General features: G+C 38.8%; 26 protein-coding genes. 21 read left to right on the top strand and 5 right to left on the bottom strand.

The window, feature by feature from the left end; translation table 11 throughout:
• Nucleotides 1–122 precede the first annotated feature (122 nt).
• Nucleotides 123–827 carry a DUF554 domain-containing protein gene (locus AC5KOD_RS10030; protein WP_496914418.1) on the top strand — a complete coding sequence of 235 codons (705 nt, stop codon included), beginning with the start codon at nt 123–125 and terminating at the stop codon, nt 825–827.
• Between the two features lie 50 nt (nt 828–877).
• On the opposite strand, the gene AC5KOD_RS10025 is transcribed toward AC5KOD_RS10030, so the two are convergent.
• The 3 genes from AC5KOD_RS10025 to AC5KOD_RS10015 all read right to left on the bottom strand — a co-directional run bounded on the left by AC5KOD_RS10025 (nt 878) and on the right by AC5KOD_RS10015 (nt 3,482).
• Nucleotides 878–1,678 carry a helix-turn-helix domain-containing protein gene (locus tag AC5KOD_RS10025; protein WP_496914417.1) on the bottom strand — a complete coding sequence of 267 codons (801 nt, stop codon included), beginning with the start codon at nt 1,676–1,678 and terminating at the stop codon, nt 878–880.
• Nucleotides 1,679–1,774: 96 nt separating this feature from the next.
• The gene (locus tag AC5KOD_RS10020) at nt 1,775–2,665 is read right to left on the bottom strand and encodes a DMT family transporter (RefSeq protein ID WP_496914416.1); all 891 of its coding nucleotides are present in this window, start codon (nt 2,663–2,665) and stop codon (nt 1,775–1,777) included.
• A gap of 16 nt (nt 2,666–2,681) precedes the next feature.
• Nucleotides 2,682–3,482: a helix-turn-helix domain-containing protein gene (locus AC5KOD_RS10015; protein WP_496914415.1), complete on the bottom strand. Its 801-nt coding sequence runs from the start codon at nt 3,480–3,482 to the stop codon at nt 2,682–2,684.
• Nucleotides 3,483–4,278: 796 nt separating this feature from the next.
• Here AC5KOD_RS10015 and AC5KOD_RS10010 point away from each other — a divergent pair.
• Complete coding sequence (locus AC5KOD_RS10010) at nt 4,279–5,400, top strand: alpha/beta hydrolase family protein (RefSeq protein ID WP_496914414.1); 1,122 nt, start codon at nt 4,279–4,281, stop codon at nt 5,398–5,400.
• A gap of 133 nt (nt 5,401–5,533) precedes the next feature.
• A complete protein-coding gene (locus AC5KOD_RS10005) occupies nt 5,534–6,166 on the top strand; it encodes a TetR/AcrR family transcriptional regulator (RefSeq protein ID WP_496914413.1) in 633 nt (210 codons plus the stop codon).
• Nucleotides 6,167–6,201: 35 nt separating this feature from the next.
• Here AC5KOD_RS10005 and AC5KOD_RS10000 read toward each other — a convergent pair whose 3' ends face one another.
• A complete protein-coding gene (locus AC5KOD_RS10000; protein ID WP_496914412.1) occupies nt 6,202–7,092 on the bottom strand; it encodes a MurR/RpiR family transcriptional regulator in 891 nt (296 codons plus the stop codon).
• 1,126 nt (nt 7,093–8,218) lie between these two features.
• Between AC5KOD_RS10000 and AC5KOD_RS09995 the strand changes: the two genes are divergently transcribed.
• From AC5KOD_RS09995 to AC5KOD_RS09950, 10 genes are all read left to right on the top strand, one after another.
• Nucleotides 8,219–9,226 (top strand): D-isomer specific 2-hydroxyacid dehydrogenase family protein, encoded by a 1,008-nt coding sequence (locus AC5KOD_RS09995; protein WP_496914411.1) that lies wholly within the window; start codon nt 8,219–8,221, stop codon nt 9,224–9,226.
• Between the two features lie 6 nt (nt 9,227–9,232).
• On the top strand, nt 9,233–10,363 hold the full coding sequence (locus tag AC5KOD_RS09990) for an iron-containing alcohol dehydrogenase family protein (protein WP_496914410.1): 1,131 nt from the start codon (nt 9,233–9,235) through the stop codon (nt 10,361–10,363).
• Nucleotides 10,351–11,193 (top strand): PTS mannose/fructose/sorbose/N-acetylgalactosamine transporter subunit IIC, encoded by an 843-nt coding sequence (locus AC5KOD_RS09985; protein ID WP_496914409.1) that lies wholly within the window; start codon nt 10,351–10,353, stop codon nt 11,191–11,193. Before AC5KOD_RS09990 ends, AC5KOD_RS09985 begins: the two co-directional genes overlap by 13 nt.
• Nucleotides 11,194–11,214: 21 nt before the next feature.
• Nucleotides 11,215–12,072 (top strand): PTS system mannose/fructose/sorbose family transporter subunit IID, encoded by an 858-nt coding sequence (locus tag AC5KOD_RS09980; protein WP_496914408.1) that lies wholly within the window; start codon nt 11,215–11,217, stop codon nt 12,070–12,072.
• A 27-nt stretch (nt 12,073–12,099) separates the two neighbouring features.
• Nucleotides 12,100–12,606, top strand: a complete 507-nt coding sequence (locus AC5KOD_RS09975) for a PTS sugar transporter subunit IIB (RefSeq protein ID WP_496914407.1) — start codon at nt 12,100–12,102, stop codon at nt 12,604–12,606.
• Nucleotides 12,607–12,681: 75 nt separating this feature from the next.
• Nucleotides 12,682–13,572, top strand: a complete 891-nt coding sequence (locus AC5KOD_RS09970; RefSeq protein ID WP_496914406.1) for a hypothetical protein — start codon at nt 12,682–12,684, stop codon at nt 13,570–13,572.
• Between the two features lie 44 nt (nt 13,573–13,616).
• A complete protein-coding gene (locus tag AC5KOD_RS09965; RefSeq protein ID WP_496914405.1) occupies nt 13,617–14,066 on the top strand; it encodes a PTS sugar transporter subunit IIA in 450 nt (149 codons plus the stop codon).
• 63 nt (nt 14,067–14,129) lie between these two features.
• Nucleotides 14,130–15,209, top strand: coding sequence for a mannonate dehydratase (uxuA, locus tag AC5KOD_RS09960; RefSeq protein ID WP_496914404.1), 1,080 nt, complete (start codon nt 14,130–14,132; stop codon nt 15,207–15,209).
• A 29-nt stretch (nt 15,210–15,238) separates the two neighbouring features.
• Nucleotides 15,239–15,892, top strand: a complete 654-nt coding sequence (locus AC5KOD_RS09955; RefSeq protein WP_496914403.1) for a bifunctional 4-hydroxy-2-oxoglutarate aldolase/2-dehydro-3-deoxy-phosphogluconate aldolase — start codon at nt 15,239–15,241, stop codon at nt 15,890–15,892.
• Complete coding sequence (locus AC5KOD_RS09950; RefSeq protein WP_496914402.1) at nt 15,889–16,569, top strand: HAD family hydrolase; 681 nt, start codon at nt 15,889–15,891, stop codon at nt 16,567–16,569. Before AC5KOD_RS09955 ends, AC5KOD_RS09950 begins: the two co-directional genes overlap by 4 nt.
• A gap of 183 nt (nt 16,570–16,752) precedes the next feature.
• Here the strand turns inward: AC5KOD_RS09950 and AC5KOD_RS09945 are convergent, their stop codons facing one another.
• A complete protein-coding gene (locus tag AC5KOD_RS09945) occupies nt 16,753–17,700 on the bottom strand; it encodes a 1-phosphofructokinase family hexose kinase (protein ID WP_496914401.1) in 948 nt (315 codons plus the stop codon).
• 162 nt (nt 17,701–17,862) lie between these two features.
• Here AC5KOD_RS09945 and AC5KOD_RS09940 point away from each other — a divergent pair, with 162 nt between their 5' ends.
• The 8 genes from AC5KOD_RS09940 to AC5KOD_RS09905 all read left to right on the top strand — a co-directional run bounded on the left by AC5KOD_RS09940 (nt 17,863) and on the right by AC5KOD_RS09905 (nt 25,784).
• On the top strand, nt 17,863–18,636 hold the full coding sequence (locus tag AC5KOD_RS09940; RefSeq protein ID WP_496914400.1) for a DeoR/GlpR family DNA-binding transcription regulator: 774 nt from the start codon (nt 17,863–17,865) through the stop codon (nt 18,634–18,636).
• Complete coding sequence (locus AC5KOD_RS09935; RefSeq protein ID WP_496914399.1) at nt 18,636–19,079, top strand: PTS sugar transporter subunit IIA; 444 nt, start codon at nt 18,636–18,638, stop codon at nt 19,077–19,079. The genes AC5KOD_RS09940 and AC5KOD_RS09935 overlap by 1 nt, the downstream gene beginning before the upstream one ends.
• Nucleotides 19,080–19,099: 20 nt before the next feature.
• Nucleotides 19,100–19,381 carry a PTS galactitol transporter subunit IIB gene (gatB, locus tag AC5KOD_RS09930; protein ID WP_496914398.1) on the top strand — a complete coding sequence of 94 codons (282 nt, stop codon included), beginning with the start codon at nt 19,100–19,102 and terminating at the stop codon, nt 19,379–19,381.
• 21 nt (nt 19,382–19,402) lie between these two features.
• A complete protein-coding gene (locus tag AC5KOD_RS09925; protein WP_496914397.1) occupies nt 19,403–20,743 on the top strand; it encodes a PTS galactitol transporter subunit IIC in 1,341 nt (446 codons plus the stop codon).
• A gap of 17 nt (nt 20,744–20,760) precedes the next feature.
• Nucleotides 20,761–21,807: a galactitol-1-phosphate 5-dehydrogenase gene (locus AC5KOD_RS09920; RefSeq protein WP_496914396.1), complete on the top strand. Its 1,047-nt coding sequence runs from the start codon at nt 20,761–20,763 to the stop codon at nt 21,805–21,807.
• A complete protein-coding gene (gene lacD, locus AC5KOD_RS09915) occupies nt 21,798–22,769 on the top strand; it encodes a tagatose-bisphosphate aldolase (protein WP_496914419.1) in 972 nt (323 codons plus the stop codon). The genes AC5KOD_RS09920 and lacD overlap by 10 nt, the downstream gene beginning before the upstream one ends.
• A gap of 328 nt (nt 22,770–23,097) precedes the next feature.
• Nucleotides 23,098–23,940: a PRD domain-containing protein gene (locus AC5KOD_RS09910; protein WP_496914395.1), complete on the top strand. Its 843-nt coding sequence runs from the start codon at nt 23,098–23,100 to the stop codon at nt 23,938–23,940.
• Nucleotides 23,937–25,784 (top strand): beta-glucoside-specific PTS transporter subunit IIABC, encoded by a 1,848-nt coding sequence (locus AC5KOD_RS09905; protein WP_496914394.1) that lies wholly within the window; start codon nt 23,937–23,939, stop codon nt 25,782–25,784. The genes AC5KOD_RS09910 and AC5KOD_RS09905 overlap by 4 nt, the downstream gene beginning before the upstream one ends.
• The last annotated feature ends 7 nt before the right edge of the window (nt 25,785–25,791 follow it).

Below are 25,791 nucleotides of genomic sequence, written 5' to 3'. Positions count from 1 at the left end.
GACAAAACTTCAAGGAGGAATACTACGACCTCTATCTGTACGAAATAATCATACCCCTTATGGGGATGAAAAGGAACTATCAGAATAAATCTGATAACCTTATTATACGAGGAGGAAGAAAAATGCCAGTAGGACCTTTAGTAAATGTCTGTGCGACGTTGATAGGAGGCTTGATTGGCGCCTCAATCGGGCGCTTTATTCCAGAGTATTTACGAATTAAGATGCCTCAAATTTTTGGCTTGATTGCGTTTTGTTTAGGACTTCCAATGTTAATTGGTATGACTCACATGCTTAGTGTGGTAATTGCAGTTTTATTAGGGGTTATTATTGGAGAGTTGCTTAAATTAGAAAAGAGAATTGAAGGCTTAGCAGGTAAAATTCGTACCCCTTTGGAGAAAGTGATGAAATCCTCACCTTCGTTAGGTGGCGATGAATTTATGAATCAGTTTATTGCTATTTTAGTTCTATTCAGCGCCAGCGGACTAGGGGTTATCGGCTCAATGACTGAAGGGATGACAGGGGAGTACGATATTTTATTAGTGAAATCATTGTTGGATTTTTTTACAGCGATTATTTTTGGAACTAGTTTAGGTTATATGGTTTGCTTAGCCGCGATACCTCAGGGAATTGTGATGTTTACGCTCTTTTTCTTAGGCTCCACCATTATTCCTCTGACAACTCCTGATATGTTGGTTAATTTTTCGGCAGTTGGTGGTGTTATTATGCTAGCTACTGGTTTTCAAATTATGACAATTAAAGAATTTTCTATGGCTAATATGCTACCAGCATTGGTTATTGTGATGCCGCTATACGCGGCGATAGTCTAGTTAAAAAACGCATCAACTACATTCGTAAGAATGCTGTTTTGATGCGTTTTTCATTTGATTAAATCTTTGAATTCTGTTGGGGAGTAGGTGGTTTGATTTTTGAAAAATTTATTAAAGTGAGGATGATCGTAGAAGTCTGTATCTAAATAAGCATCGGTCACTTTTTTTGAGTGATCAAGAATTCGCGACATGGCTTGCTGTAAACGAACAGCTTGAATTACTTGTTTAGGGCTAGAGCCTAATAAATCAGTAAATAATTGCCGAATGTATCGATCACTCACGTGTAGCTGGGCAGCAAGTTCTTTAATAGATGGCAGTTCTTCACCAGAAAGTGATTCTTTCAGAATATAATTAATTATCTCGTGTTGCGTGTAAGGTAGCCATTCGTGGACGTAGTTTTGAAAAAGAGTAATACGTTGTTCAAAATCAATTTGGGTAAATTTTTTCCAAGGAAAGGCTTCGAAGGAATGGCTGAAAGTCTTTAATTGAGAGACTCGATGAACGAGTTCTTTTGCGGGTACATTGGTTTTAAAAATATAGTTTGGTGGGATCTTGATAACAAAATATGATTTATTCTTGGTATATGCTACGGGTTTAGGTTGTTTCATGCGCCCGAAAAAACAAGGACTAGTGAGACCCGTGGGATCAAATTCAATGCAAATAGCTGAATAACCATCTGGAAAAAGAGTCAGTACTAAGTCCTGTGTGTTATCGACATAAAACTCTTCAAACATAATATCGTTAGGAGAATCGGCGCCGTTCCAAGATCCTTTTTTGCGATAAAAGCTACCGATACTATTATCTAAAAGAGGTTGTTTTGAGGTCATCTTTTGATCAGTAAAAATAGACATGGTAGCCCACCTTTCTATAAATAAACGGATACTTTAGCTTCATTATAGCATAGTAAGCGTTTTTTTGTGAGAGGTGAAATAACCAGAATAATCTGGTTATTTTCGTTCTGAGACAAGTAGACCTAAGATGGCTAAAATGATGCCAATTACCATTGGCCAAGTCAGCTGTTCATGCAGGATAAGCACTGAAAAAGTGACAGTAACTACAGGGACTAAATAAATATAGACACTTGTTTTTACCGCACCAACGACTTTAACTGCATAATTCCAAGAAACAAAGCAAAAGGCTGAAGCGCCAATACCAAGAAAAAGTAGATTTAGCCAAACAACAGGTTTGATATAGTTCTCCAGAATCGGCTGAAATCCTAGAAATGGCATGGCGACTAACATAAAAAGAATACCGTAGCTAAAAATGCGTCGGGTCGTTAAAATGTTTGAATAGCCTAAGCTGCTTATTTTTTTCGTTAAGATGGAGTAGAAGCCCCAACAAACAGAGGCCAGAATCGCCAAAATATCTCCTGTAGAGCTAAAACTGACGGCTCCACCGTTGAAACTCAAAATAAAAATACCTGTTAAAGAGATGAGAAAGCCAATAAAGTAGCTGACTCGCAAGCTCTCTTCTTTTAGAAAAAGCGAGGCTAGTAAGGCCGTAAAAAAGGGGGAAATAGCAACAATCACCCCAACATTAGATGCCAAGGTATAGGTTAGAGCGATATTTTCTAATAAAAAATATAAGGTTACCCCAGTGAGTCCTGCTCCTGCAAATAATAATTCCTCTTTCCAACTGGCCGTTTTAAGTAATTTTGGCGCTAGCAGGAGTAAGACAAACCAACCTAGAATAAAGCGGAAAACTAATATTTCCAGAGGGCTGATGTGCACTAATAAAAATTTTGTAGAGACAAAGGTGGTGCCCCAGAGAAATATTGTAATCAAGGCAGCGATATGGCCTAGTGTGGTGCTTGATTTAGATGTAGTTAAGTGGTTCATTTTATAATGCCTCCAGTTAGTGAGTGTGTTGATGATAGATTTTTTGATAGGTTTTGGGTGTGACTCCCGTAATTTTCTTAAAGGCATTTGAAAAATGACTTTGATCGGTATATCCTAGTTGGTAGCTAATATGAGTAAGTTTTTCTTGTTTTTTGAGTAGTTCCTTAGCTTTAATGACGCGTGTTGTTTCTAAATATTGATAAGGTGTCACGCCAGTTGTTTTAAGAAAGTGACGAATTAACGTAAATTTATTTTGTCCAGTGTGGTGGGCGAGCGTATCAAGTGACAATTTTTCCTCCAAATGCTGATCAATATAGTTGATTGCAGTTGTTACCGCAGATTCATAGGTGACTGATAAGGGCTCGTTCTGTTGCTCGATTTTGGTTGATAGAGCATCAATGACGAGATAGAATAAGTCTTCTTTACTTTGTTTGGAATCATTTGCCAAAATAGCCGCAAATAATTGACGTAGATAAGCTTGGACTGAGAGAGAGGTGATGACATTGGAAGTGAATCTAGTGTCACTTCCAGTAAGTTCTTTCATCCTCTTTTCAGAAATATGTAGGCAATGATAATCGAGAGGGATATCGCCTAATTGGGCACAAGCATGAGGATCATACGGATTTAAGACAAACAAATCACCGGGCTCAAGCTGGTAGAACTGCTGATTACAGGTTAATTCGCGCTGACCTTTAACGATTAAGCCGATAACATAATAATCATGAAAATGATTAGGAAACTTTTGTGGTAGATTGATGAATGTGCAGTATTCCATATCTAACTCGCTATCTCTATATAAATGGCGTTCCTCGAGCATAAGCAATCCTCCTAAAATGATTAGTAATTAATCTAGAATACCACAAATGATCAACGAGTTATTGTAAAATATTGATTTTTTTTCATTTTTTACACGTTAATAAGTCTCTAAGTTACCATAATTCTCTTAATCTTACTGTTCAAATGTCGAATAAATGGAAAAGAATGCTGATTCTAGACTATTTTAAAAGAAAATTGAGGCTTGGTAAGAGCTGTTTAGGGCATATTAGAGGATTATGGGGCCTGTACTGGATTGGACAAGTCTTGACTGAGTGTGATATAACTGGATTAATAGGCTGATAGAGAAAAGGGATCGGGTAACGAAGAATAGAAAAATCGTGTACGGTGTTTACGTACATGAATCAATCGAGAAAAATTGATTGAATAACTTCTTATAAAGGACTCATTTTTTATTAAGTTGATAAAATTAGGATTTAAATCTAGAAAGTGATTATTAAAATGACAAGGTCTGAAAAAATGATGTACGGTGTTTGTATACATGGACCAATCGGGAAAAATCAATTAAATAACTTGTTTAAATTGGATACTTCTTGGATTGTTAATCATTAATAAAAAATAGATAGGGATACAAGAGTCATTCAGCGAAGGCAGCTAGTTTCGAAAAGTTAGCGTGGCACGGTTGAATGCTTTTTGTGTTGTAGTGACTTATCCTTTAAGTGTATGACTTTGAGGTGAAGGATCGCTTAAAAGATTTTGTAATTAGTATTGACAACTCAGACAGTACGATGTACTATTTAGTTATAAAACAGTACAATGTACTAAAGGGAGTGAAGATTGTGGAAAAAAGAATGAGACCAGCCGCTCAGGATATTGGAAGGATTCTTGGAGGAGGAATGTCACCAGAAGATTTTATCAAGTTAATGGATACAACGGAATTCAATTGTGGAACGTTTGAAAAAGTTCCTTTTGAGCAAACCCATGATTTTGTTGAAACATGCGAAAAATTAGGCGATCGAGCTGTTGCTTATGCAGAAAAAAAAGAGGCCTTAGGGCAACAAGTGACAGCAAGCCAGTATTATTTTAATGCGTCTTGCTTGTATCGACTAGGTGATTACGGGATTCGTGGTGTGACAGAAGAAAAATACAGAGTGTATGATAAACTTCTTAAAAGTTTCAAAAAGAGTAAGGAATTGACAACAACTGAAAACAGTGAGCCAGTGGAGATTCCGTTTGAAGGGAAGTCGATGCCGGGTTATTTACTAATCCCACCAAATGCGCCAAAGGATGTTCCGGTGGTTATTTGTATCCCTGGAGCAACTGGCTATAAAGAAGAAAACTATAATATCGCGTTATCTATTTATGAGCGTGGCTGCGCCGCCCTTATTTTTGACGGTCCAGGTCAAGGCGATCCGTTATTGAATCGTGGGATGTATTTAACGGTTGATAATTATGATCGTGCAGTTAAGGCCGTTATCGAGTTTATCCATGCTCACCCAAATGTTGGAAATAAAATAGGCCTAAGTGGAATGAGTTATGGTGGTTATTTAGCAACCAGTGCTTCAGCGTCCAACTCTGAACTGATTTCAGCACTGGTGAGTCGTGGCGGGTGCTCTCAAACAGATCAGTTAACGATGCATGAATGGGAAGGGATTGATCATTTTTATTTACGGCATTTTATGCCAAAATTTAATGTTGAAAATATGGATGACGCGATTGAAATCAGTCATGCTATGAATGTAGAGCCTCGTTTGCAGCAAATAACTTGTCCAGTGCTTGTTGTTCATTCAGAAGAAGACGTAATCCTTGGGGTTGTGGGGGCGAAAACTATTTATGAGAAAGTTGCGAGTGGTGACAAAGAGTATTATGAAGTTCCTGGCAATGTTCATTGTGGCAATAATGAAGATCAAAAAACACGCTCCTATGCGGCAGATTGGATTGTTAGTAAATTAATGCCGTAATAATCAAGTAACAGTGAGAATAGTTACTTCCATTTCTTAAAGCAATCATTTTGTTGTCGAAGATGATTGCTTTTTCCTATATAATGAAAGTAGTATATAGGTCATGATAGCTTGGGATGAAAGGAGCAGATAGATGAAACGAACCAACGAAAAAATAGTTGAAGCGGCAGTCGAGTTGTTTAATGAGAAGGGGTATAATGACGTGTCCTTACGTGAGATTGCGCTAAAGGCTGGAACAACTATTGGTAATTTAACCTATCATTATAAGCAAAAAGAAGAACTATTGAAAGCAATTTTAGCTAATCTTCAAACTAATTTTCCATTGAAGTCATCAGCAGGTTTAACGGGAATTGAAACATTAGAAAACATGTTAGACGCTATTAATTCGGCTCAAATGAATGAGACGAACAACTCCTTTTACTATCAAAATTTATATGAAATGACAAAGGATTCTGAATATATTTCAGAAAAGGCAAAAGAATTTCAACAATTTTTGTATGAATTAACACTTCAAAATCTGAAAAAGCTTCAAAAGGAAGAGATTGTTGAGCGAGCGATTAGCTATGAACAGTTGCAGAGCTTTGCGTATACGTTTGTAACAGTGTCAACAGTCTGGCTACAGCAAAATAGTCCACATAATAATCAGCTAATTCCTCAGCTTTCACTTTCTGTGGTACTATGTAATAGTCTTAGTCTCTATATCAGCGAGTCTTATCTAGAGACGTATCTTAATTTATGTCTAAAAAAAGGGATTAAACTGGCTTAATAAAAGAACCTGTCGTAGAGGACAGGTTTTTTTTATTAAGGGATAAAATTGTAAGGATTAGTTTTAGTTGTGCTGATGTTGTCCCTAATTTTTTTTATGGATTCAACGTTTTGATCGTAATTATGGTGCATGACATTTGTGTATAAAATATCCATAACAGTTAAGTAGCTGATTCGTGAGGCTAAAGACTCTGTTCGAAATAAAGTTTCTTCAGTTAAAACGATAATCGCTTGATCTGCAAGTGTAACGAGCTCAGAGCCACTGTTACCAGTCAGAGCGATAATTTTCGCAGGCGTTTTTTTGATTTGCCTCGCCAAGTTAACTGATTCTTTGGTTTGTCCTGAATGAGAAAAAATGAATACACAGTCCTCACTTGATAACTTGGTGGCAAAGCCTAGCTGCATATGATAGTCAAAAATATAGTTGCAACGATACTTGGTTCTAATAAATTTATGGAAGCTGTCGAAGGCGACAATTGATGAGCCACCAAGGCCGAAGAAATGTAGCGTTTTAGCAGAGTAAATAATGGCAAGGACATTATTTAACAGTTCTTCCGTTAGAAAATGAATGGAATTATTCAAGGAGTGAACATTCGATTGTAGAACTTTTTTGGCGATGTCGATACTTGAATCGTCTGGGTTAATCACATCTGTGCCATTCATAGCGCTTAGATTATGAAAGGTGGGTTGATAGCTAAAGTTACGAGCAATATCGATTTTGAAATCTTGAAACCCGCTATAGCCGATTTTTTTTACAAATTGATAAATAGACGATTGGGAGACATTTATTTCATTTGCTAATTCTTCTAATGTTTTTCGTGAGAGTAATTCATCGGAATGAATGAAATAATCAGCAATTTTGTGTTCAGTTTCACTGAGATTTCCTTTTTTTGCTCTGATTCGTTGATCTAAATAATGATTTTTCATTGGAACCTCCTGTGAGTGTTAGTATGTGTCAGTAGTACTAAGTATTTTTTTAAGAGAAAAGGGTTACAAATGATGATACTCGTAACGATGTTGAGCTAACTCTAGTGATGATTCACTGAAGTCAGTGGACTGTGCCGGCTAAAATTTGGTTACTTTTTATAGAGGGTGGGACTTATAGCTTATTATAGAGAATAACTGTCTAAAAAACAATTTTTATTTTTTTTAGGTTAGTAAAAAATAAAATTTGAAAAAGATTGCTTGAAAATAATGAGTGGATTTACTTTCTTCAAGGCAAAAAGTTAAAGAAGAGTGAGACAAAAGTCTCATCTTTTTTTCTTAACGAACTTTTAATCGTATATTCATAATTAATGTTTGTTTTATTGTTTTTTTTTCAATAAAAAGCATACAAAATAGTTTATCGTTCGTATTTTAAGGTGTTAATCGAAGAGTAACGATTGTATGTCCTAGTTACATAAAAGATAACAATTGTCATTAAATTGATAAGTGCGTGTGAAAGTAAAGGGGGATTTTTGAGCATTTTTAGTTTTAGCGTGATGATCAGTAAAATAGATGGCAAGCGAAATGAGTATAACACGTCTTAATAGTGACTAAAAAATTAGTTTTATATATACTTTTAATTTAATTAATCATGTTGATTATTTGGTGGCTAGGACAGTAAGTGTCAAAATGAAGGGGGAAACAATGGTTGGTTACTTTTATTAGTGGTGAGATTATGGCGACGGTTAGTAAATTAATCAGCTCATTTGTCAGCTAGTTTTTAAGAGGATTCATGGAAATAATTGTGTCGAAAAAATCAGCTATTTTCATTTTTGAGACCGTTTTCCGATAAGCGTTTTAGTAGTGATAAGCCGTGATAATAAAAAATATTTTTTATTATCTAAAACTCTTTACATAATTTTTTTTATGAAGTACTATTTAGGTATCCGATAGGGATACATTATAAAGTGACTGAGTTATCAGGTTTGCAGCTAGGTTGAGGGATTGAGAAGGGAGTGCTAGTGGGTCACTTGTTGGAAGGAGGAATAAATGAAAAGGCTTAATTGAATGATGGGTCGCTTTTTGAGAGGCACTGCAAAAAAATAGCGGTGAAAGGAGTTTGAGTAAGGTGAAGTATAAGATTGCAATTGTTAATTCTAGTAGTTTTGGCAAAATTTTTCCTGAGCATATGAGTCGATTAGAGAAAGTCGGAGAGGTCAAACATTTTACGGTTGATGGCGAGATTTCTGGTAGAGAATTGGCAGAGGTTCTTGAGGGTTATACCATTATTATTGCAAGCGTTACCCCGTTTTTTACACAAGAATTTTTTGATTACAAAGATGAACTTATTTTAATTTCACGACATGGGATTGGCTACAATAATATTGATCTTGAGGCAGCCGCAGACCATCAAACAATCGTGTCAATTATTCCAGCTCTTGTAGAGCGTGATGCAGTGGCAGAAAATAATGTGACTAATTTGATGACTATTTTAAGGCGGACAGTTGAGGCGGATAGCTCCGTGAGGGCGAATCATTGGGAAGACCGAGCAAAATTTGTCGGTAGAACGTTGTTTAATAAAACCGTTGGTGTCATTGGTGTCGGGAATACTGGCAGTGGCGTGGTTGAGATCGTCCGTAATGGGTTTAGATGCGAAGTTCTTGCTTATGATCCTTATAAGTCTGAGCGTCATATTCAAAGCTTTGGGGCTAGAAAAGTCGAGCTTGATCAACTATTGGAATCCTCAGATATTATTTGTTTATGTGCTAATTTAACAGAAGAGAACTACCACATGATTGGGGAAAAAGAAATTGCTAAAATGAAAGATAATGTGTATCTATCTAATAGTGCTAGAGGTGCCCTAGTTGATGAAACGGCGATTGTAACCGGTTTAAAAACAGGGAAGATAGCTGGTTTTGCAACAGATGTGCTAGAAGAAGAGCCGGGCCGACAAGATCATCCTTATCTTTCATTAGGTAATGTAGTAATGACACCGCATACGTCTGCTTATACAAGAGAATGCTTGAAAGATATGGGAGAGAAATGTGTTCAGGATGTTGAAGATATCGCTCAAGGAAAAGTACCTGAAAGGGCTGTGCAGGCTGAGAGTAGCTATCTTGCACAAGTGGTAAGGTAAGGGCGTATGATAGACGGGTTAAAAGTGAAGGTTGGGCCACAGTTTTATCAGTATCAGATTGGCGCCATTGAGTGTGTGCCGAGCTTGTTAGCGGAGTACAAGGCTAAAAAAATTCTGATTGTGCATGGGACTGTTTCATGGGAAAAGGCTAAGCCTAAGTTGAGTTTTTTACAGGACAGTCATTATCAATTCAGGTATCACCGTTATACAGGTGAATGCAGTTATTACGGCGCTGAGCTGATTAGGGAACTTGCCGAGCAGGAGGAAATTGATTTTATTATCGGCGTGGGTGGTGGCAAGCTGACAGATTTAGTTGGCTATGCAGCTCATTTGCTTAATCTTAATTTCGGGATTATTCCGACACTGGCAAGTAACTGTGCACCGTGGACGCCTCTTTCAGTTATGTATAAGGAGACTGGTGAAGCTGAGGGGAAAACAGAGCATTATTTAAGACAGGCGGCATTTTTAGTAACTGATCCTGAATTAATTATTGATGCGCCTGTGCCTTATTTTATTGCAGGATTGGCTGATACCTTGGCTAAGTGGTATGAATCAGATACTATTTTGCAGCAAGAGCATTTGAAAAATGAACCCTTTTTACAATTAGCAGCTTATACATCAGTTTTATGTAAAAAGGCGATTATGCAGGAATCAACGAAGGCAATTGAAGACATGAAAAAAGGCGAGCTTTCAGCTGAATTTGTTCATCTATCAGAAATTGTTTTTGCCGTTGCTGGTATGGTGGGAGGCTTGGGCGATAAATATGCGCGAAATGCTGCTGCCCATGCGATGCACGATGCAATGAGTAAGTATATTCCTGAAAGTCACCAGTACTTACATGGTGAAAAAGTTGCGTATGGGATTTTTTATCAATTAGCGCTAGAAGGTAAATGGGAAGCTATTGATGAGTTATTACCTTTTTATCAGACGTTGAAATTACCTATGTCTTTGCAGCAAATGGCGATTTATCCCACAGATAAGAGTGTTATTGATCAGATGGTGACATTTATTAATTCAAAAGAAAAGGTTCATCTTATTCCAATAGTCGTGACTGAAGCGTCGCTTAAGACAGCGGTAAATCAGTTGGAAGATTATATTAAAGGGAAGAGAGAGAAGGGAGACATATGGAAACATTAAGTGTTGTACAAAGTTTGTTAATTGCTTTATGGACTGCAGCGGTTATGTCGAGATGGCTAGGGGGAGGCGCAACTTTAACCCTCAGATTTTCACCATTAATGACTGGTTTGATTGTTGGTCTTGTTATGGGAGATGTCGCTCAAGCGATGATTGTAACTGCCGCGCTACAAATGATTTATATGGGAGTATTTTCACCAGGTGGGTCAATGCCGGCGGAGCCTTCAATTGCGGCGGCGATTGCGGTTCCCGTAGCTTTAATGGGGAATTTAGCTCCAGAAGCGGCTATCGCTGTGGCTGTACCCGTTGGGCTGTTAGGTAGCTATTTATATCAATTTAGATTTTTTATCAACACATTCTTGGGTAAATATACAGATAAAGCGGTGGATGAATTAAATCCGAAGGCGATTTCTCGTTCGATCATTGCTTATCCGACTATTGCGTCATTTGCACTGTTTGTTCCACTCGTTTTTGTGGCTCTTTATTTTGGCGCACCGGTTATTGCGGATGTTATCACAGCGCTTGAAGGAACAGTTGTTATTCACGTATTAGAAGTTGTTGGTGGTGGATTAGCCGCAATTGGAATTGCGACAACTGTTTACGTTATTGGTCGAAAGGATTATATGATGTTCTTTTTCCTTGCGTATTTCATGAGTATTGTCTTTAAATCATTAGAGGTTACGATGGTAACTTACGCAATCTTTGGTGTAATAATCGCCTTGATTTTTGTTCAGTCTCAAAAAGGAAAAAATGTGCCAGCGCCAGCTAGCAGTGCTGGTAAAACAGGAGCCTCTTTTGACGACGATGACGATGATTATGATGACGGATTTTAACTGATAGGAGGAGAAAGTAACATGACAGAGACGACAAAAAATACAACTCTTGCACCAGAAGAGATTACGAAAAAAGATGTGACGAAAGCGTATCTTAGATGGCATTTTGCCAATGAAATTCCCCATTCTTTTGAACGGTATCTAGCGCCTTCGTTACTATATGCCATGATGCCAATTTTAAGAAAGCTTTATAAGGATGATGATGCGTTAAAGGCAGCGTATAAGCGTCAATTGCTATTTTTTAATACTCAGCTTAGCTGGGGGGGCGGTGTAATTACAGGTCTGATGTCTTCGATGGAGCAGCAAAGAGCTCAAGAAGAATATGAGGATACTGAAATTTTAATGCAAGATGATTTGATGTACAACACAAAGGCTGGACTAATGGGAGCCTTAGCCGGTATTGGGGATGCGATTGACTCAGGAACGGTTCAATACATTTTTATTGCGATTGCAGTACCGTGGGCAGAGCAAGGAAGTGCTTTAGGCGCCTTGTTCCCATTTATTGCTTTTGCTCTTTATCAAGCAACATTAGGGGTGTTTTTTGCTCGACAAGCTTTTACAATGGGACGCAACGCAACGGGGTTAATGCAAAGTTCTGGGGTTCAAAATGCGATCGAAACCTTATCTGTTCTGGGATTGTTTATGATGGGGATATTGGCAGGGAATTATGTTAAAGTGTCATCGGCTTTGCAATTTAAAATTTCAGGTCGAGAGTTTGTCATCCAGGATATATTGGACCAAATTGTTCCGGGAATCTTGCCTTTAGCAGTAGTTATGGGTGTCTATTGGTTCTATACGAAAAAAGGTCTGAAAGTAACTCAGGCACTGTTATGGCTGACGGGAATCTTGATAGTCTTAGCAGCAGTGGGAATCTTATAAACTAAACCTAGAAGGAAGTGGCATAAAATGGGAGTCATTAATTTAGCACGTGTAGATGAGCGATTAATTCATGGTCAGGTCATGATGACACTGTCACAAAAAAGCGGAGTTAATTCAATTTTTGTTGTTGATGAGGTGGTGGCTAAGGATAAATTTATGCGCGATTTGTATAAAAGCGCTGGTGGCCGAACAGGTCAAAAAACGATCGTTGTATCACCTGACAAAGCGAAGTTTTACTGGGATGAGTACGAATTTAAGGACTATAACTGTATTCTGATCGCTAAGACAGTGAGTGTTATCTATGATTTGGTCACACATGGGGTGCCGATGAAAGAGTTAAACATTGGTGGTATTGCTCAGAAAAATCCTGATAAAGATCTTTTGGTGACTAAATCAGTTTACTTAAATAAAGAAGATGCTGAAAAGTTAAAAGAGCTGAATGAAGCGTATGGTGTTGAGGATATTTATTTCCAAGCGACGCCTTCAGCGCCAAAATCAACTTTAAAAGAGGTATTAGCGAAGTTCGATTTGTAGGCGGACTTTGTGCTGACGGTGATTGCTTTTTAGCAACATCGTCAGTGTTTCAAGTAATGGAACAGATGAGGGGAAGTGCGGATCAAGATGAAACCAGATGAGCGGCTACAGGATTGGACGTTTCGCTATCAGTATATGTATCGCTTGCGTCGTACAAATAAGCAAAAGCGACGATTTATATCAGCTCTTGTGGCGGATATAAGTCAAATGCGACAGGATATTAAAATTATTGAGCACCAACAAAATAAAAAATACGTTTCGAGTAATGTCTATATTGGCGATGTGGAGACGGCGGATCGAATTATTTGTACTTATTACGATACGCCACCTAAAAGCATTGGCCCTTATACATTGTTTGACCGCAAGAAACAGCGTCAAGCTGTGACTTCTTTTATGGTGGTTAGTACGGTGATTGCTTTGTTGTTTGGTCTGATAGTAACATTAGCTTATATGAAAAGTTCTCAAGGGGCATTTGATTTTAGATCAGTTAATACGCTGATAGCGATTGGCTGTTATGGCATTTATTTTTTCCTTTTTAGTAAAGTAGCGAAGGGATTGTCGACGAGAAAAACACTTATCCGAAATACATCGTCTGTTTTGGCCTTATTAAGTTTGATTGAGACAGTGACAACTAAAAAAACGGCATTTGCGTTTGTTGATGAGGGCTGTTTTGGTGAGTTGGGACTAGATTTATTGAAAGAAACGTGTAAAGCCTCTGCTAAGATTTATGCGCTCGATTGTGTGGGAGCAGCGACTGAGTTACATGTGATGGGTGACGGAATTCAACCAGACAAGCGCCACTTGGTTCAGAGTCATCCGCAAGAGAAAAATCAGGTGACGTTTATTTTTGGTGGGAGATTGGCACAAACTGCTCAAGGTCCGCACTTTTATCTTGAGCCATCAGATTTAAAACAATCCACGTTGAAAGTTGAAAATATTAATAAAATTAAGGCCCTGTTTGATTAGAAAAATGAGAATAAAGAGGTAAAAACAGCTAAGGAGGAACTACCATGCTTGGAATTGTTATTGCAACCCACGGAAAACTAAGTGACGGACTCAAAGATTCAGCTGAGGTGATCATGGGTGGAACTACGAATATAACGACAGTTAATTTGAATCAAGGAGACGACATTCAAGAACTGGGTGTACAGATAGAAAAAGGAATTAATGAGGTAAATCAGGGCGATGGTGTGATTATCTTGGTTGATTTAGTCAGTGCGAGTCCTTATAATCGTTCTCTACTCGTTGTTAGCCAATTAGAGGAAGAGTTGCAGCAGTCTGTTTATGTCATCGGTGGCGCAAACTTGCCGATGCTACTTGAGGCAATTAATCATCAATTACTGGCAACGCCTGTCGATCAGACAGCACAAGCGATTGTGGCTCAAGGCGTAGACAGTATAAGTAAATGGCATGTGTCTATGGTTGCTGAGACGGCCGATGATGACGAGGATGATTTCTAGTAAGACTATCAGTTTAAGCTGATAGAGTATGTAGCTGAATAAAATAGCAAAGGATGATTCAAAATGAAATGGGGATTTAGATGGTATGGTGAAAAAGGAGATTCCATACCATTACAACACGTGAGACAGATACCCGGGATTACGGGTGTTGTGGGAACACTTTTAACTAAATTACCTGGCGATGTCTGGGAAATTTCTGAGATTCAGGAGTTGAAAGAATCCGTTGAAAAGGAAGAATTGGAGTTGCTAGGCATTGAAAGTGTTGCGATTCATGATTCGATTAAAGCTGGTGCACCAGATAGAGACACGTATATTGAGCATTATATTCAAACGATTCGCAATCTATCTCACTGCGGCGTTAAGTTGATTTGTTATAGCTTTAAACCGATTTTTGGTTGGGCGAAAACGACGTTAGCTCATGAAAATCAGGATGGTAGCTTTTCACTTGTATACGATCAAGCAGTTGTTGATAAGATGGATGCCAGCGAAATGTTTAAATTGATTCATAGTCAATCTAAGGGCTTTAGCTTACCAGGATGGGAAGAAGAGCGGCTTAAAAAGTTTGACTCGCTAGTTAAGATTTATGAAGGGGTAACTGAGGAAGATTTGTTTGAAAATCTAAAGTATTTCTTACTGAAGGTGATTCCAGTTTGTGAGGAGATGGATGTCAAGATGGCGATTCATCCGGATGATCCACCGTGGGAAATCTTCGGATTACCGAGAATCACAAAAAACCTGCATGATTTGCAAAAGATAATGGGGATCATTGACTCGCCTTATAATGGGATTACGTTTTGTACCGGCTCTTTAGGGGCAGATCCGGCCAATGATTTGGTTGAAATGGTGCATCAGATTGGCGATCGTATTAATTTTGTTCATTTTCGCAATGTTGGATTTATGGGCGAAAAGAAATTTAAAGAGACCGCTCATTTAAGTACGGAAGGCTCACTAGATATGTCTGCTATTATGAGCGCCTTGATCGAGGTTGGTTTTGATGGGGTTATTCGACCTGATCATGGCCGAACAATTTGGGGAGAAGTGGCGATGCCAGGCTATGGTCTTTATGATCGCGCGCTAGGGATTTCTTATTTGCAAGGCTTGCATGAAGCAATTACCAAAGCAAAATCAGAGGAAGTTAATTAGCTAGGAGCCATAAAAGAAGGAGAATGAGGATGCTAGCAAATATGGAGCATGAGTTATATAAACAATTAGCGGAGGTTAAGCTGTTGCCATTATATACAGCGACTGACTTAACATATCTTGAGCGTTTAGAGGAAATACTTATTCGTCATGAGGTTCGCTTCATTGAAGTGACATTTCGTAGTGAATTAGCTGCTGAGGCAATTAAACTATTGGCGAGTTCGGGAGAATTAGTTGTCGGTGCGGGAACGGTCAGAACGTTACAGGAAGCTAAGGTAGCCATTGCTAACGGAGCGAAGTTTATTGTCTCACCTGCTGTTGTTCCTGATGTTATTGAGTATTGCTTGGGCTTGGGGATTCCGGTTTTTCCGGGAACTGCGACACCAGGAGATATTCAGCGGGCGCTAGAGTATGGGCTTAAGGTTGTTAAGTTTTTCCCAGCTGATATTTACGGTGGTTTATCTGCCATTAACGCATTGAGTGGGCCGTTTTATGACGTGAAATTTTTACCAACAGGTGGTATCACTCCAGATAATTTTGTTGAGTATCTTGAGAATGATCAGGTCATAGCTGTTGGCGGTTCGTTTATTATATCGGAAGCGTCACTGAAAGAGGACGCTCAAAGGGCAAGTGAGAAGCTAGGGGAATTAGTCGCTCGTTTGCAATCTAAGGAGGTGCGTCAATGAGTGAAACGGTCGCAATAGCTGGAGTTATTTTTGATATGGATGGTTGCTTAGTGGATACTGAGTCAATTTATAAGATTGCTTGGAGAAAAGCCTTTGATTCATTTGCAGTCGATATTTCAGCCAAACAAATCGATGGTTGGGTGGGATTAGGCTGGGATTTAATCGCCAAACAAATTGACCAATTGACACAAAATAGTAAACTGACCGCTGCGATTCGTCAAGCGAGAGAAACGTATTTTTTTCAAATGCTGTCGGATGATCTGGTTCATTTGATGCCTGGTGCTTTGGAAATTCTAACTGTTGCTAAAGAGGAACGGTTGGTTATTGGGCTAGCCTCATCAACTTTGACTGAAAAAGGTCGCAAAATTCTTACGCATTTCGACCTGTTAGATTTCTTTGATTTCTTAGTATTTGGTGATGAGGTCAAGGAGAGAAAACCTGCAGGCGATATTTATGTGAAGGCGATTGAAAAATCAGGGCTTAAAAAGGAGCAATTGTTGGTTTTTGAAGACTCGCTTATCGGCTGTCAGGCTGCAAATGAGGCGAACTTGCAAACGGTTTGGGTACCTGACAAACTAGCTCATAGTCAAACAGAAGAGTATCCTGAAACAATTTGTAAGGTAGTCGCATCATTGGATAAAGGAAAAGATTATCTGCAGAGCCGTGTAAAGGCCTAACAGAGTTTATGGGAGCATCGTTATTGGGGGTAGAAGTGGGGTCGATAAAACGGACCTACTTCTATCTTTTTTTGTTTGTTTAAATGAGCCAACAATCTCCCATATTGTTGATTTTGAGCATATAAAATTAAAATAGAGTGAAAAACGAGTCGCGGTGAAAAGTAACCGCGACTCGTTTTTTGATTAATCAGTTAGTGGCTCTACTGTAATGGTGTTTTTATACTGTTCTAACTGCTGGCTAGTCACTTCTGGAAAGACATTCAATGCGTTACAGGTAGAAAATAAAAGAGCATCAGCTAGTATTGTTTCGGGTGCTTGTTTATTAGCAAGACCTTTAATGAGTCGACCAAGAAAGAAGTCACCACAAGCAATAGGATTTTTTGCTTCGATAGGCTGAGCCCAGCCATGATAGCACTTGCCATTTAAGCGACCAATGATGCCATCTTTTCCAAGGGTAATAACAAAATTAGGGATATCGGTGTTAATTTTTGTTGTTAGTAACGTCAAAAAGTCTTCCTTGTGTTCTAAGTGTTCGTTTGGGAAAATATCGCGTATTTCTTCGTCATTAATCTTTATCAAAAAAGGAGTAGTTTGGGCATATGTGTCTTTAAGGGCCTCGCCACTTGAATCAAGGCAAATGTTAATTTTTTTTCCTCGTTCGGTAAAGGCAGTTTCTAGTTGATAGAGATAATTAGAGGGCATTCCACGCATAAAAGAACCAGAAAAGACGAGAAAGTCATCTGTTTGAACTTTTAGGAGTAGCTGCGTTGTTAAGTCGGTTAAGACAGAGTCTTTTAGCGGCTGCCCTTTTTCGTAAATGGGTATGACCGAAGAGTGCTGCTGATCGACTAAGATGCTACAAATCCTTGTTTCCTCTTGGCTTTTTGTAATGGCTAAGGGGTAATCTTGCTGATTGGCAAGTTTGGCAACTTTTTCGCCATAGCTTCCTCCTAGAATAGTGTGAATCAGAAAGTCAGTCTTCTTTTCAAAGTTTAATGAATAGGCGACGTTGAAGCTTTTGCCGCCGGGGAATTCCCTGATTTCTTTTGGGCGATTGGGATATCCTTCTTTAAGATCTTGGAACAAAAGGGTTCGGTCGATTGCTGGGTTAGGACAAACTAGGTGTATCATGTTGGATCACTCCTTCATTTTAATACACTCATTATACATCTTTTTTGCAGTTTAGCCATATAAAATTTGTTAATGCAAAATTATTGCAAAGAAAAACATTGCATTTTGCAAAATACATGTTATTATATTGATAACGATTACAGGTAGGAGGAAGCGGAAAAAATGGCAGAGAATCGTAAAGAAAAAATATTAGGGATTTTAAAAGAAAAAAAATCAGTTCGAATTTTGGACCTAAGCAAAGAATTAAGAGTTTCTCGAGAAACGGTTCGCAAAGATATTACTGAGATGGAAGAGATGGGTCTGTTAAAAAAAACCTATGGTGGTGCTGTTTTAGATGGAGCAAACACAGAAACTGATTACGAAAAGCGCAGGACGGAAAGTCAGCAAGCAAAAGAAACGATCGCGGAACGGGCGCTACAGTTTATCGAAACTGGAGACACGATTTATTTGGACTACGGCACTACTTCATATATGTTGGCAAAAAAATTAGTTGATTTTGAGAATTTGACAGTAGTGACTAACAGTATCCCGATCGTTAACCTTTTAATTCGCTCAGAAGGAATCAATTTGATTATTTTGGGTGGCAATGTTCGCAAGAATGAAGACTCTCTTTTTGGTACTTTTGGATTGAACAATGCTCAGCAGATATTTGTTGATCTTGGGTTTTTTGGTTGTGCTGGAATTGATATTAAATCGGGAATGACCAACTACCATATGGGCGAAATTGAAATTTCTAAGGCGATGTTAGCTCACAGTAAAACTGTAATTGTGATGGCGGATGATACAAAGTTAGGTAAGTCGGCACTTTATAAAACCTCAGAATTGGCTGATATTGATATATTGATCACAACCGAAATGAAGGATAGTGAGATGGAACATGAGTTTTTAAGTCATGCTATCGAGGTGATAAAAACAGAAAAGGAGGAGGATAATTAATGGTTTTAAAAGAGTATTTGTTTCAGACTAACTTTCAAGATCAGCATGAGTTATTCGCTGAGGCAACTAAATTTTTAGTCAGGGAAGGTTATGTTAGTCCAGAGTTTGAGAGGGCTTTATTGGAAAGGGAGGCGTCATTTCCAACAGGGTTGCCAACTACACCAGAGGTAGCGATACCTCATACTGATGGTACGTATGTAAAAAAGGATGGCATTCTCTGCATCCTTAATAAACAACCGATTAAGTTTAATGAGATGGGGGGAGATGATGAGGATGTGGTTTATCCGCAACTAATTTTTCTACTGGTCATTAAAAGTGGTGGCAAGCATCTCGAGCAGCTGCAACAATTGGTTGAAAAAATTCAAGAAGGTGAGCTGACACGTCAATCATTAGCAGCTAAAGACCAGCAACAATTTGAAACAATTGTACAAACATTTATCTAAGATAATAGGAGGAAATTATAATGAAGAAAAAAGTAATCGTCGCGTGTGGAGGAGCAATTGCAACGTCAACCGTTGCTGCTAATAAAATTAGGGAGTTGATGGAGGCAAATGGAATTGATGGGGAGGTGAAGCAGACTAGGATTACAGAGTTAGAGGCAGAAAAAGATGGAGCGGATTTAATCGTGACGACAGCTAAAGTGAAAAAAGATTTTGGCGTGCCTTTAGTTCACGGTGTGGCCTTTATTTCTGGTATGGGCATGGATAAACTTGAACAACAAATTTTGGATGTTTTAAAAGATTAACAGAATATAGGAGGTCTATTGATGGGAATAATAAAATATATAGTCGATCTTGGTCCAACTGTTATGCTTCCGCTAATTATTTTTATTATCGGAATTGTATTGAGGCAGGGGATCGGTAAATCTTTACGATCAGGCTTAACAGTCGGAATTGGTTTTGTAGGGATTAATTTGGTCATCAGTTTGATGACACAAAATCTAGGGGATGCAGCAAAGGCAATGGCAGATAATTATAATCTGGGCTTGGAGGTCATTGACCTAGGATGGCCGGGTACGGCTCCGATGGCTTGGGCTTCAGATATGGGATTAATCGCTATTCCAATCGCTATTTTGGTTAATATTGTCATGCTAGTTTTAAAGCTGACAAAAGTGGTTAATGTTGATATTTGGAACATTTGGCACATGGCTTTTACAGGTGCGATGGTTCAAGTTGCTACAGGAAGTTATGTCTGGGCGATAGTTGGCATTGTGGTGCATGCTGCGATTGCTTACAAATTGGGCGATATTTTCACGCCTGTGACGGATGATTATTTTGGTTTAGAAGGAATCGCCATGCCTCACGGGACATCGGCATATACGGGTGTGATGGCGGCTCCGATTGATGATTTAATTGAAAAAATTCCGGGGCTAAACAAGATTAATTTAACCTCTGAAAAGATTGAAGAGCGTTTGGGCGTTTTTGGGCAACCGACAATTGTTGGGGCAATTCTTGGTTTTATTATCGGACTACTTGCTAAATATCCAATAGGCGATGCCTTGACGTTAGCAGTGCAGATGGCGGGGGTTATGGTACTGATGCCGATGGTAGTCAAGCTTATCATGGAGGGGCTAATTCCTATTTCAACGGCTGCTCGCGATATGTTAGATAGACGTTTTTCAGGCGGAGATTTTCGGATTGGCTTAGATTGTGCCCTGATGTTAGGAGATCCAGCAGTTGTGGCGAGCTCGATGCTGTTTGTTCCACTGACTCTAGTGATTGCCGTATTGATGCCGGGGAATAAAATCTTGCCTTTTGGTGATTTAGCTACTATTGGCTTTTTCATAGCCATTGCTGTAGGTGTCCACAAAGGAAATATTTTCAGAACCTTATTCTCAGGGACTTTTATTATGAGTATAACGATTTGGATTGCGAATCAAATGGCAACGATTCAACAAGCGCTAGGACAGCAAGTTGGGCTAACGAAGGCTGGGGAACAAATTTCTTCACTGGACCAAGCTGGCTCACCAATTACTTATTTATTAACAAAAGGGATTACTTTAGAGATGAGTCTTGGTTTTTTTGTAATAGCAGCGATATATATTTTCTGTTTAGCGTATACGTATGTGAAATATAAAAAGGGCACATTGTACGTTGAAGCGGAGTGAAAGTGAAGTGATGTAAAATGAAAGCATTGGCGGTAACAGATAAAGCGATACTAAAGTTACGTGAGTTGGATGTACCACGCCCTAAAGAAGGGGAAGTGGTTATAAAAGTGGCCTATGTGGGAATTTGTGGATCGGATTTACCTCGATATTTTGATGGCGGTGTTCACTCTTATCCACAGGTATTAGGGCATGAATTTTCAGGTGTAGTCACAGAGTTAGGTGAAGGTGTAACGAATCTAACCGTTGGAGAACGAGTTGCAGTTGCGCCACTTATACCTTGTAATCGATGTGAACAATGTCAAAAGGGCCGACCACAATTGTGCACAAATTATAGTTTTATAGGATCGCGGCAGCAAGGCGCGATGGCAGAATATGTAAGTGCTCCAGCAGTAAATTGTTTAAAGGTGCCAGCTGATTTGAGTTTAAAAGTAGCAGCAACGATTGAACCATTGACAGTCGCCATACATGGTATAGAGCGGATTAATACTCGTTCAGGCGATAGGGCATTGGTACTCGGAGCGGGAACGATTGGGTTGATGACGATTTTGGCGCTAAGAGCACGTGGTGTTGGCGAAATTATTGTGATTGATTTGAATCCTTACAAGTTGGCAAAGGCTTTGGAAATTGGGGCTGATGTCGTACTTAATCCTTTAGAAGTGGAGTTAGATGCTTACTTTGAAGCCAATGGTTTGGCTGAGTTAGTTTTTGAAACAGCAGGTAGCAATCAAACTCAACGGCAAGCGATTAGATACGCGGACCGAAAAGGAAAAGTCGTTTTTATTGGGACGTGTACAAATAGTGTTACCTTTGAGGCGGAAGAGTTTGAAGTGATTTTAAGGAAAGAACTCGAATTGACAGGGTCGTGGATGTCTTATTCTACACCATTTCCAGGATTTGAATGGACAGCGGCACTCCGATATTTGGCGTCTAAAGAAATTGATACGGCTAGCTTAATTACTGGGATCTATCATCTTGAGGATAAAGGATTGCCATTTGAAAAAATGCGAGAAAAAAACTCCCATGAAATTAAAGTCTTAATTGAAATTGGAGGAGAATTAGTGTGAATGAAACAAAGAATGACCGATTACGAAAAATGATAACTCCAGAAGGTGTGATCGCTGCATTGGCAATTGACCAACGAGGAGCTATGAAAAAAATGATGGCTGCACACGAAAAAGAAGCCACAACAGAAGAAATTAGTGAGTTTAAGTCACTTGTTGCCAAGGAATTAACACCCGCTACTTCTTCTATTCTCTTAGACCCTGAATACGGATTACCTGCGACCAAACAGACCGATTCAGCATGTGGCTTATTACTAGCATACGAGAAAACAGGCTATGATGCAACTATTCCTGGGAGATTACCAGACATTTTAGAGGACTGGTCTGTTTCCCGCTTGAAAAATGCTGGGGCAGATGGGATTAAATTTTTGCTTTATTATGATGTCGATGAGGCTAGTTCAATCAATGAACAGAAGCGGATATTTGTTGAACGGCTGGGAGCAGAATGTCTAGGAGAAGAAATGCCTTTCTTTTTAGAATTGCTGTCTTATGATGCAACAGGCTTAGATCAAAATAGCCTTGAGTTTGCGAAAGTAAAACCGCATAAAGTTAATGAGATGATGCGAGAATTTTCAAAGCCACAGTATCATGTGGATGTCTTGAAAGTGGAGACACCTGTTAATATGGCATTAGTTGAAGGTTTTTCTGAGGGAGAGAGTGCTTATACGAAAGAGCAGGCTGCTGCTTTTTATCAGCAACAAGCAGAGGCGACAAAGCTTCCTTATATCTTTCTAAGTGCAGGAGTTTCTTCTAGGCTGTTTCGTGAAACATTGAAATTTGCTAGGGAATCTGGTTCGACATTTAACGGAGTTCTTTGTGGTCGAGCAACTTGGGCTGATGGTGTCCCGATTTTTGTTAAGGAGGGGAAGGAGGCAACCATTGAGTGGCTTCAAACAATTGGAAAAGAGACTGTTAATGAGTTAAATCAAGTCTTGAAAGAAACTGCTACACCGATTAAGTGGTAGATAAAATAAGAGAAGCGGAGCTGTGACGTATGTCACGGCTCTGCTTCTCTTGTTTTCATTTTGACACATGTGTCTTCACGTGGTGAATTAAATTAAAAGCGTGATAACGATAAGAAAAAGCTAACAAAATTGTGGAAGCGTTGACTAACGGAAATAAACATTGTATAATGATGGCATAAATTAAGAAGAAGAACGAGAAATAGCGCTGTAGTTATTTCTTGAGTTATGTTACTGATAGAGCAGGCAGAACTCAGATTAAACATCAAAGGAACCGATATCGGTTTGTTTAGTGTTTAATCTGAGTTTTTTTTCTGGAAAGGAGTCAATGATGAAAGTTCGTCAAATATTAAATAACAATGTCGCTTTAGTGGTACGAGGAGGGCACGAATCTATTGTGTATTCGACAGGGATATCATTTAAGAAAAAAGTTGGCCAACGAATAGATGAGTCTGAAATTGAGCGAGTATATGTGTTAGATTCTAAGGACCGCTTGGAACATTTCAGTTATTTGCTGTCTCAATCAGATGAGGCAACCACTGATTTGATTAATGAGTTAGTTTCTTTTGGGGAAAAAGAGATAGGCAAAAAGGCAAATGATTATTTGTATTTGGCTTTACTAGATCACATCATGTTTGCTGTCAAACGAGCTGAAAAAGGACAATTTATTCGCAGTCCGCTAGCTTGGGAAGTGAAAAAGTTTTACCCAACTTATTTTAAGATTGGGGTACACGCTCTTGAGATGATGAGACAGCTTTATGGGATTGAGTTTCCAGAAGACGAGGCGGTTTCGATTGCGTTGCATTTTGTTAACCTACAAGAAAATCAGGTATTACTAGATGAAAAGCTTGAAGATATGGAAACGTTAAGGGATATGTTAAATATTATCAAGTATCATTTCAATATGAATTTTGATGAGACAAGTCTGACTTATCTGCGTTTAGTGACGCATCTCCAATACTTTATTGAACGGTTAAGACTCAATAGTCCATATGAAGCAAAAGAATCCGTTCTATATGATCAGGTGAAGGCGTTATACCCTGACTCATTTGAAGCAATCGAAAAAATTGCCATTTACGTTAAAGGGAAATTTAATCAGGTCCTGTCAAAAGAAGAGTTTACCTATTTAATGATTCATATTAATCGTGTAACTGAAAGGAAAGATAATGAATGAAGTATCAAGCATTTAATGAGCAAATAATTAAGCTAGTCGGTGGTAAAAAGAATATTCAATCAGTGGTTCATTGTATGACTCGACTTAGATTTACATTAAAAGACCGCAACAAGGCTAACACGGATGCCATCAAGGAAATGGATGGCGTTATTGATGTGGTGAGTAATAATGTTGCGTATCAAATTATTGTTGGAACGCATGTCAATGATGTTTATAAAGAACTGACAGAGATGCTCGGAATAAGTGACTCTCAGGGAGAGGCACCGAAAGAAAAAAAGAATATTGTTAAGGCTATTTTAGATGTTATTTCTGAATCAATGACGCCAATCTTAGAACCGATTATCTGTGCCGGTTTATTGGCGGCATTCTTATCGATTGTGTCTTTGACAGGAATTATTTCTCCAGAAAGTCCGACGTATCAAATTTTTGATACTTTACGTATTGCGGTCTTCTTTTTCTTGCCAGTATTTATGGCAATGAGCTCTGCTAAGCGTTTAGGAGCTAGTCCGTATTTAGCAGTGGCGTTAGCTGTGACGATTTTATCTGAGCAAATTAACGGCGTTAAAGGGCTAGGTCTGTTCGGCTTATCTCTACCAGAAATCACGTATGCGAATAGCTTTATTCCCATTTTACTAGCCGTGTGGTTTATGGGGCTTGTGACGAAGTTTGTTAAACGAATTGTGCCTAGTGCGGTTCAGTATTTCTTGACACCACTTTTAGTCATGGTGATCACGTTACCCGCAACATTACTAGTATTTGGTCCTTTGGGCTATTATTTAGGAGAAGGTATCATTGGTTTCTTTAATTTGTTAATGAATACAGTTGGCAGTTGGTTTGTTATGATGTTATATTCTGCTTTGCAACCATTTATTATTATGCTTGGAGCTGGAAATTTCATTATGCCAGTTGTTGCACAATTGATTGCAGCAGATGGATTTGACCCTGCGTTTATCTCTTCTTGTACAATTTCTGATATTGCCGTTGGAGGAGCGATGCTTGGTTATTTCTTAAGAACTAGAAACAGTAAACAAAGACAACTATTTGGAACGGTGACCTTATCAGCTGTTTTAGGCGTAACTGAGCCAGCTATTTACGGGGTATTTGTTAAGTTCCGTCGGCCTTTTGTTGCCGTAATGATTGGCGGTGGCTTAGGTGGTTTATTTGCAGGCTTGACTGGAGTTAAAGCTTATTCAGTAGCGTGGGGATTATTTGGCTTACCGTCATATATCGGTAATAACGGTGACTTTAAAAATTTATGGTTTATGGTAACAGCTGTGGTTATTAGTTTTGTTGGAGCGGCCATTGCTTCTTATATGTTGGGCATTCCGTCAGAAGAGGGAGAAGCGACACAATCAGATAATAAGGTTGTTAATAGTGAGCAAGAGATACGGACGATGCCTGTCGGTAGTTTAGTAGCAGGCAAGCTGGTTCAATTAGCTGAAATCGGCGATCAAGCTTTTTCAACAGGTGCCTTAGGTAAAGGTGTTGGTATCGTACCGACAAGTGACGACTTATACTCACCAATCGATGGTGAAGTGACAGTTGTTTTTCCAACTAAACACGCCATAGGAATTAAGGATGAAAACGGTATTGAATTATTGATTCATGTTGGGATTGATACGGTTGAATTAGAGGGTCGTCATTTTGATTTATTTGTCAAGCAAGGCGATCAAGTAACAAAAGGTCAAAAATTGGCCCAAGTCGATTTTGCAGGAATTAAACAAGAGGGGTATGATCCAACGAGTATTATGGTTGTGACAAATACTAATGATTTTCTGGATGTTATTCCTGTTTCAAATCAAGTGGTCAATGCAGCTGATTCATCGATGAGCATTGTATTTTAGGAGGAGC

The sequence above is a fragment of the Vagococcus sp. WN80Y genome (assembly GCF_059621045.1).
The sequence above is the reverse complement of the archived record's forward strand: the minus strand, read 5'-3'. Positions and strand labels throughout refer to the sequence as shown.

Bases quoted from the DNA above. Each gene is read 5' to 3' on its own strand.
- AC5KOD_RS09905 (WP_496914394.1), top strand. From the start codon at position 23,937: ATGAAGTATCAAGCATTTAATGAGCAAATAATTAAGCTAGTCGGTGGT.
- AC5KOD_RS10015 (WP_496914415.1), bottom strand. From the start codon at position 3,482: ATGCTCGAGGAACGCCATTTATATAGAGATAGCGAGTTAGATATGGAA.
- AC5KOD_RS09980 (WP_496914408.1), top strand. From the start codon at position 11,215: ATGACAGAGACGACAAAAAATACAACTCTTGCACCAGAAGAGATTACG.
- AC5KOD_RS09950 (WP_496914402.1), top strand. From the start codon at position 15,889: ATGAGTGAAACGGTCGCAATAGCTGGAGTTATTTTTGATATGGATGGT.
- AC5KOD_RS10005 (WP_496914413.1), top strand. From the start codon at position 5,534: ATGAAACGAACCAACGAAAAAATAGTTGAAGCGGCAGTCGAGTTGTTT.
- AC5KOD_RS09955 (WP_496914403.1), top strand. From the start codon at position 15,239: ATGCTAGCAAATATGGAGCATGAGTTATATAAACAATTAGCGGAGGTT.
- AC5KOD_RS10020 (WP_496914416.1), bottom strand. From the start codon at position 2,665: ATGAACCACTTAACTACATCTAAATCAAGCACCACACTAGGCCATATC.
- AC5KOD_RS09935 (WP_496914399.1), top strand. From the start codon at position 18,636: ATGGTTTTAAAAGAGTATTTGTTTCAGACTAACTTTCAAGATCAGCAT.
- AC5KOD_RS10000 (WP_496914412.1), bottom strand. From the start codon at position 7,092: ATGAAAAATCATTATTTAGATCAACGAATCAGAGCAAAAAAAGGAAAT.
- uxuA (WP_496914404.1), top strand. From the start codon at position 14,130: ATGAAATGGGGATTTAGATGGTATGGTGAAAAAGGAGATTCCATACCA.
- AC5KOD_RS09975 (WP_496914407.1), top strand. From the start codon at position 12,100: ATGGGAGTCATTAATTTAGCACGTGTAGATGAGCGATTAATTCATGGT.
- AC5KOD_RS09910 (WP_496914395.1), top strand. From the start codon at position 23,098: ATGAAAGTTCGTCAAATATTAAATAACAATGTCGCTTTAGTGGTACGA.
- AC5KOD_RS10030 (WP_496914418.1), top strand. From the start codon at position 123: ATGCCAGTAGGACCTTTAGTAAATGTCTGTGCGACGTTGATAGGAGGC.
- AC5KOD_RS09920 (WP_496914396.1), top strand. From the start codon at position 20,761: ATGAAAGCATTGGCGGTAACAGATAAAGCGATACTAAAGTTACGTGAG.
- AC5KOD_RS09965 (WP_496914405.1), top strand. From the start codon at position 13,617: ATGCTTGGAATTGTTATTGCAACCCACGGAAAACTAAGTGACGGACTC.
- AC5KOD_RS09945 (WP_496914401.1), bottom strand. From the start codon at position 17,700: ATGATACACCTAGTTTGTCCTAACCCAGCAATCGACCGAACCCTTTTG.
- AC5KOD_RS10025 (WP_496914417.1), bottom strand. From the start codon at position 1,678: ATGTCTATTTTTACTGATCAAAAGATGACCTCAAAACAACCTCTTTTA.
- AC5KOD_RS09925 (WP_496914397.1), top strand. From the start codon at position 19,403: ATGGGAATAATAAAATATATAGTCGATCTTGGTCCAACTGTTATGCTT.
- gatB (WP_496914398.1), top strand. From the start codon at position 19,100: ATGAAGAAAAAAGTAATCGTCGCGTGTGGAGGAGCAATTGCAACGTCA.
- AC5KOD_RS09990 (WP_496914410.1), top strand. From the start codon at position 9,233: ATGATAGACGGGTTAAAAGTGAAGGTTGGGCCACAGTTTTATCAGTAT.
- AC5KOD_RS09985 (WP_496914409.1), top strand. From the start codon at position 10,351: ATGGAAACATTAAGTGTTGTACAAAGTTTGTTAATTGCTTTATGGACT.
- AC5KOD_RS09940 (WP_496914400.1), top strand. From the start codon at position 17,863: ATGGCAGAGAATCGTAAAGAAAAAATATTAGGGATTTTAAAAGAAAAA.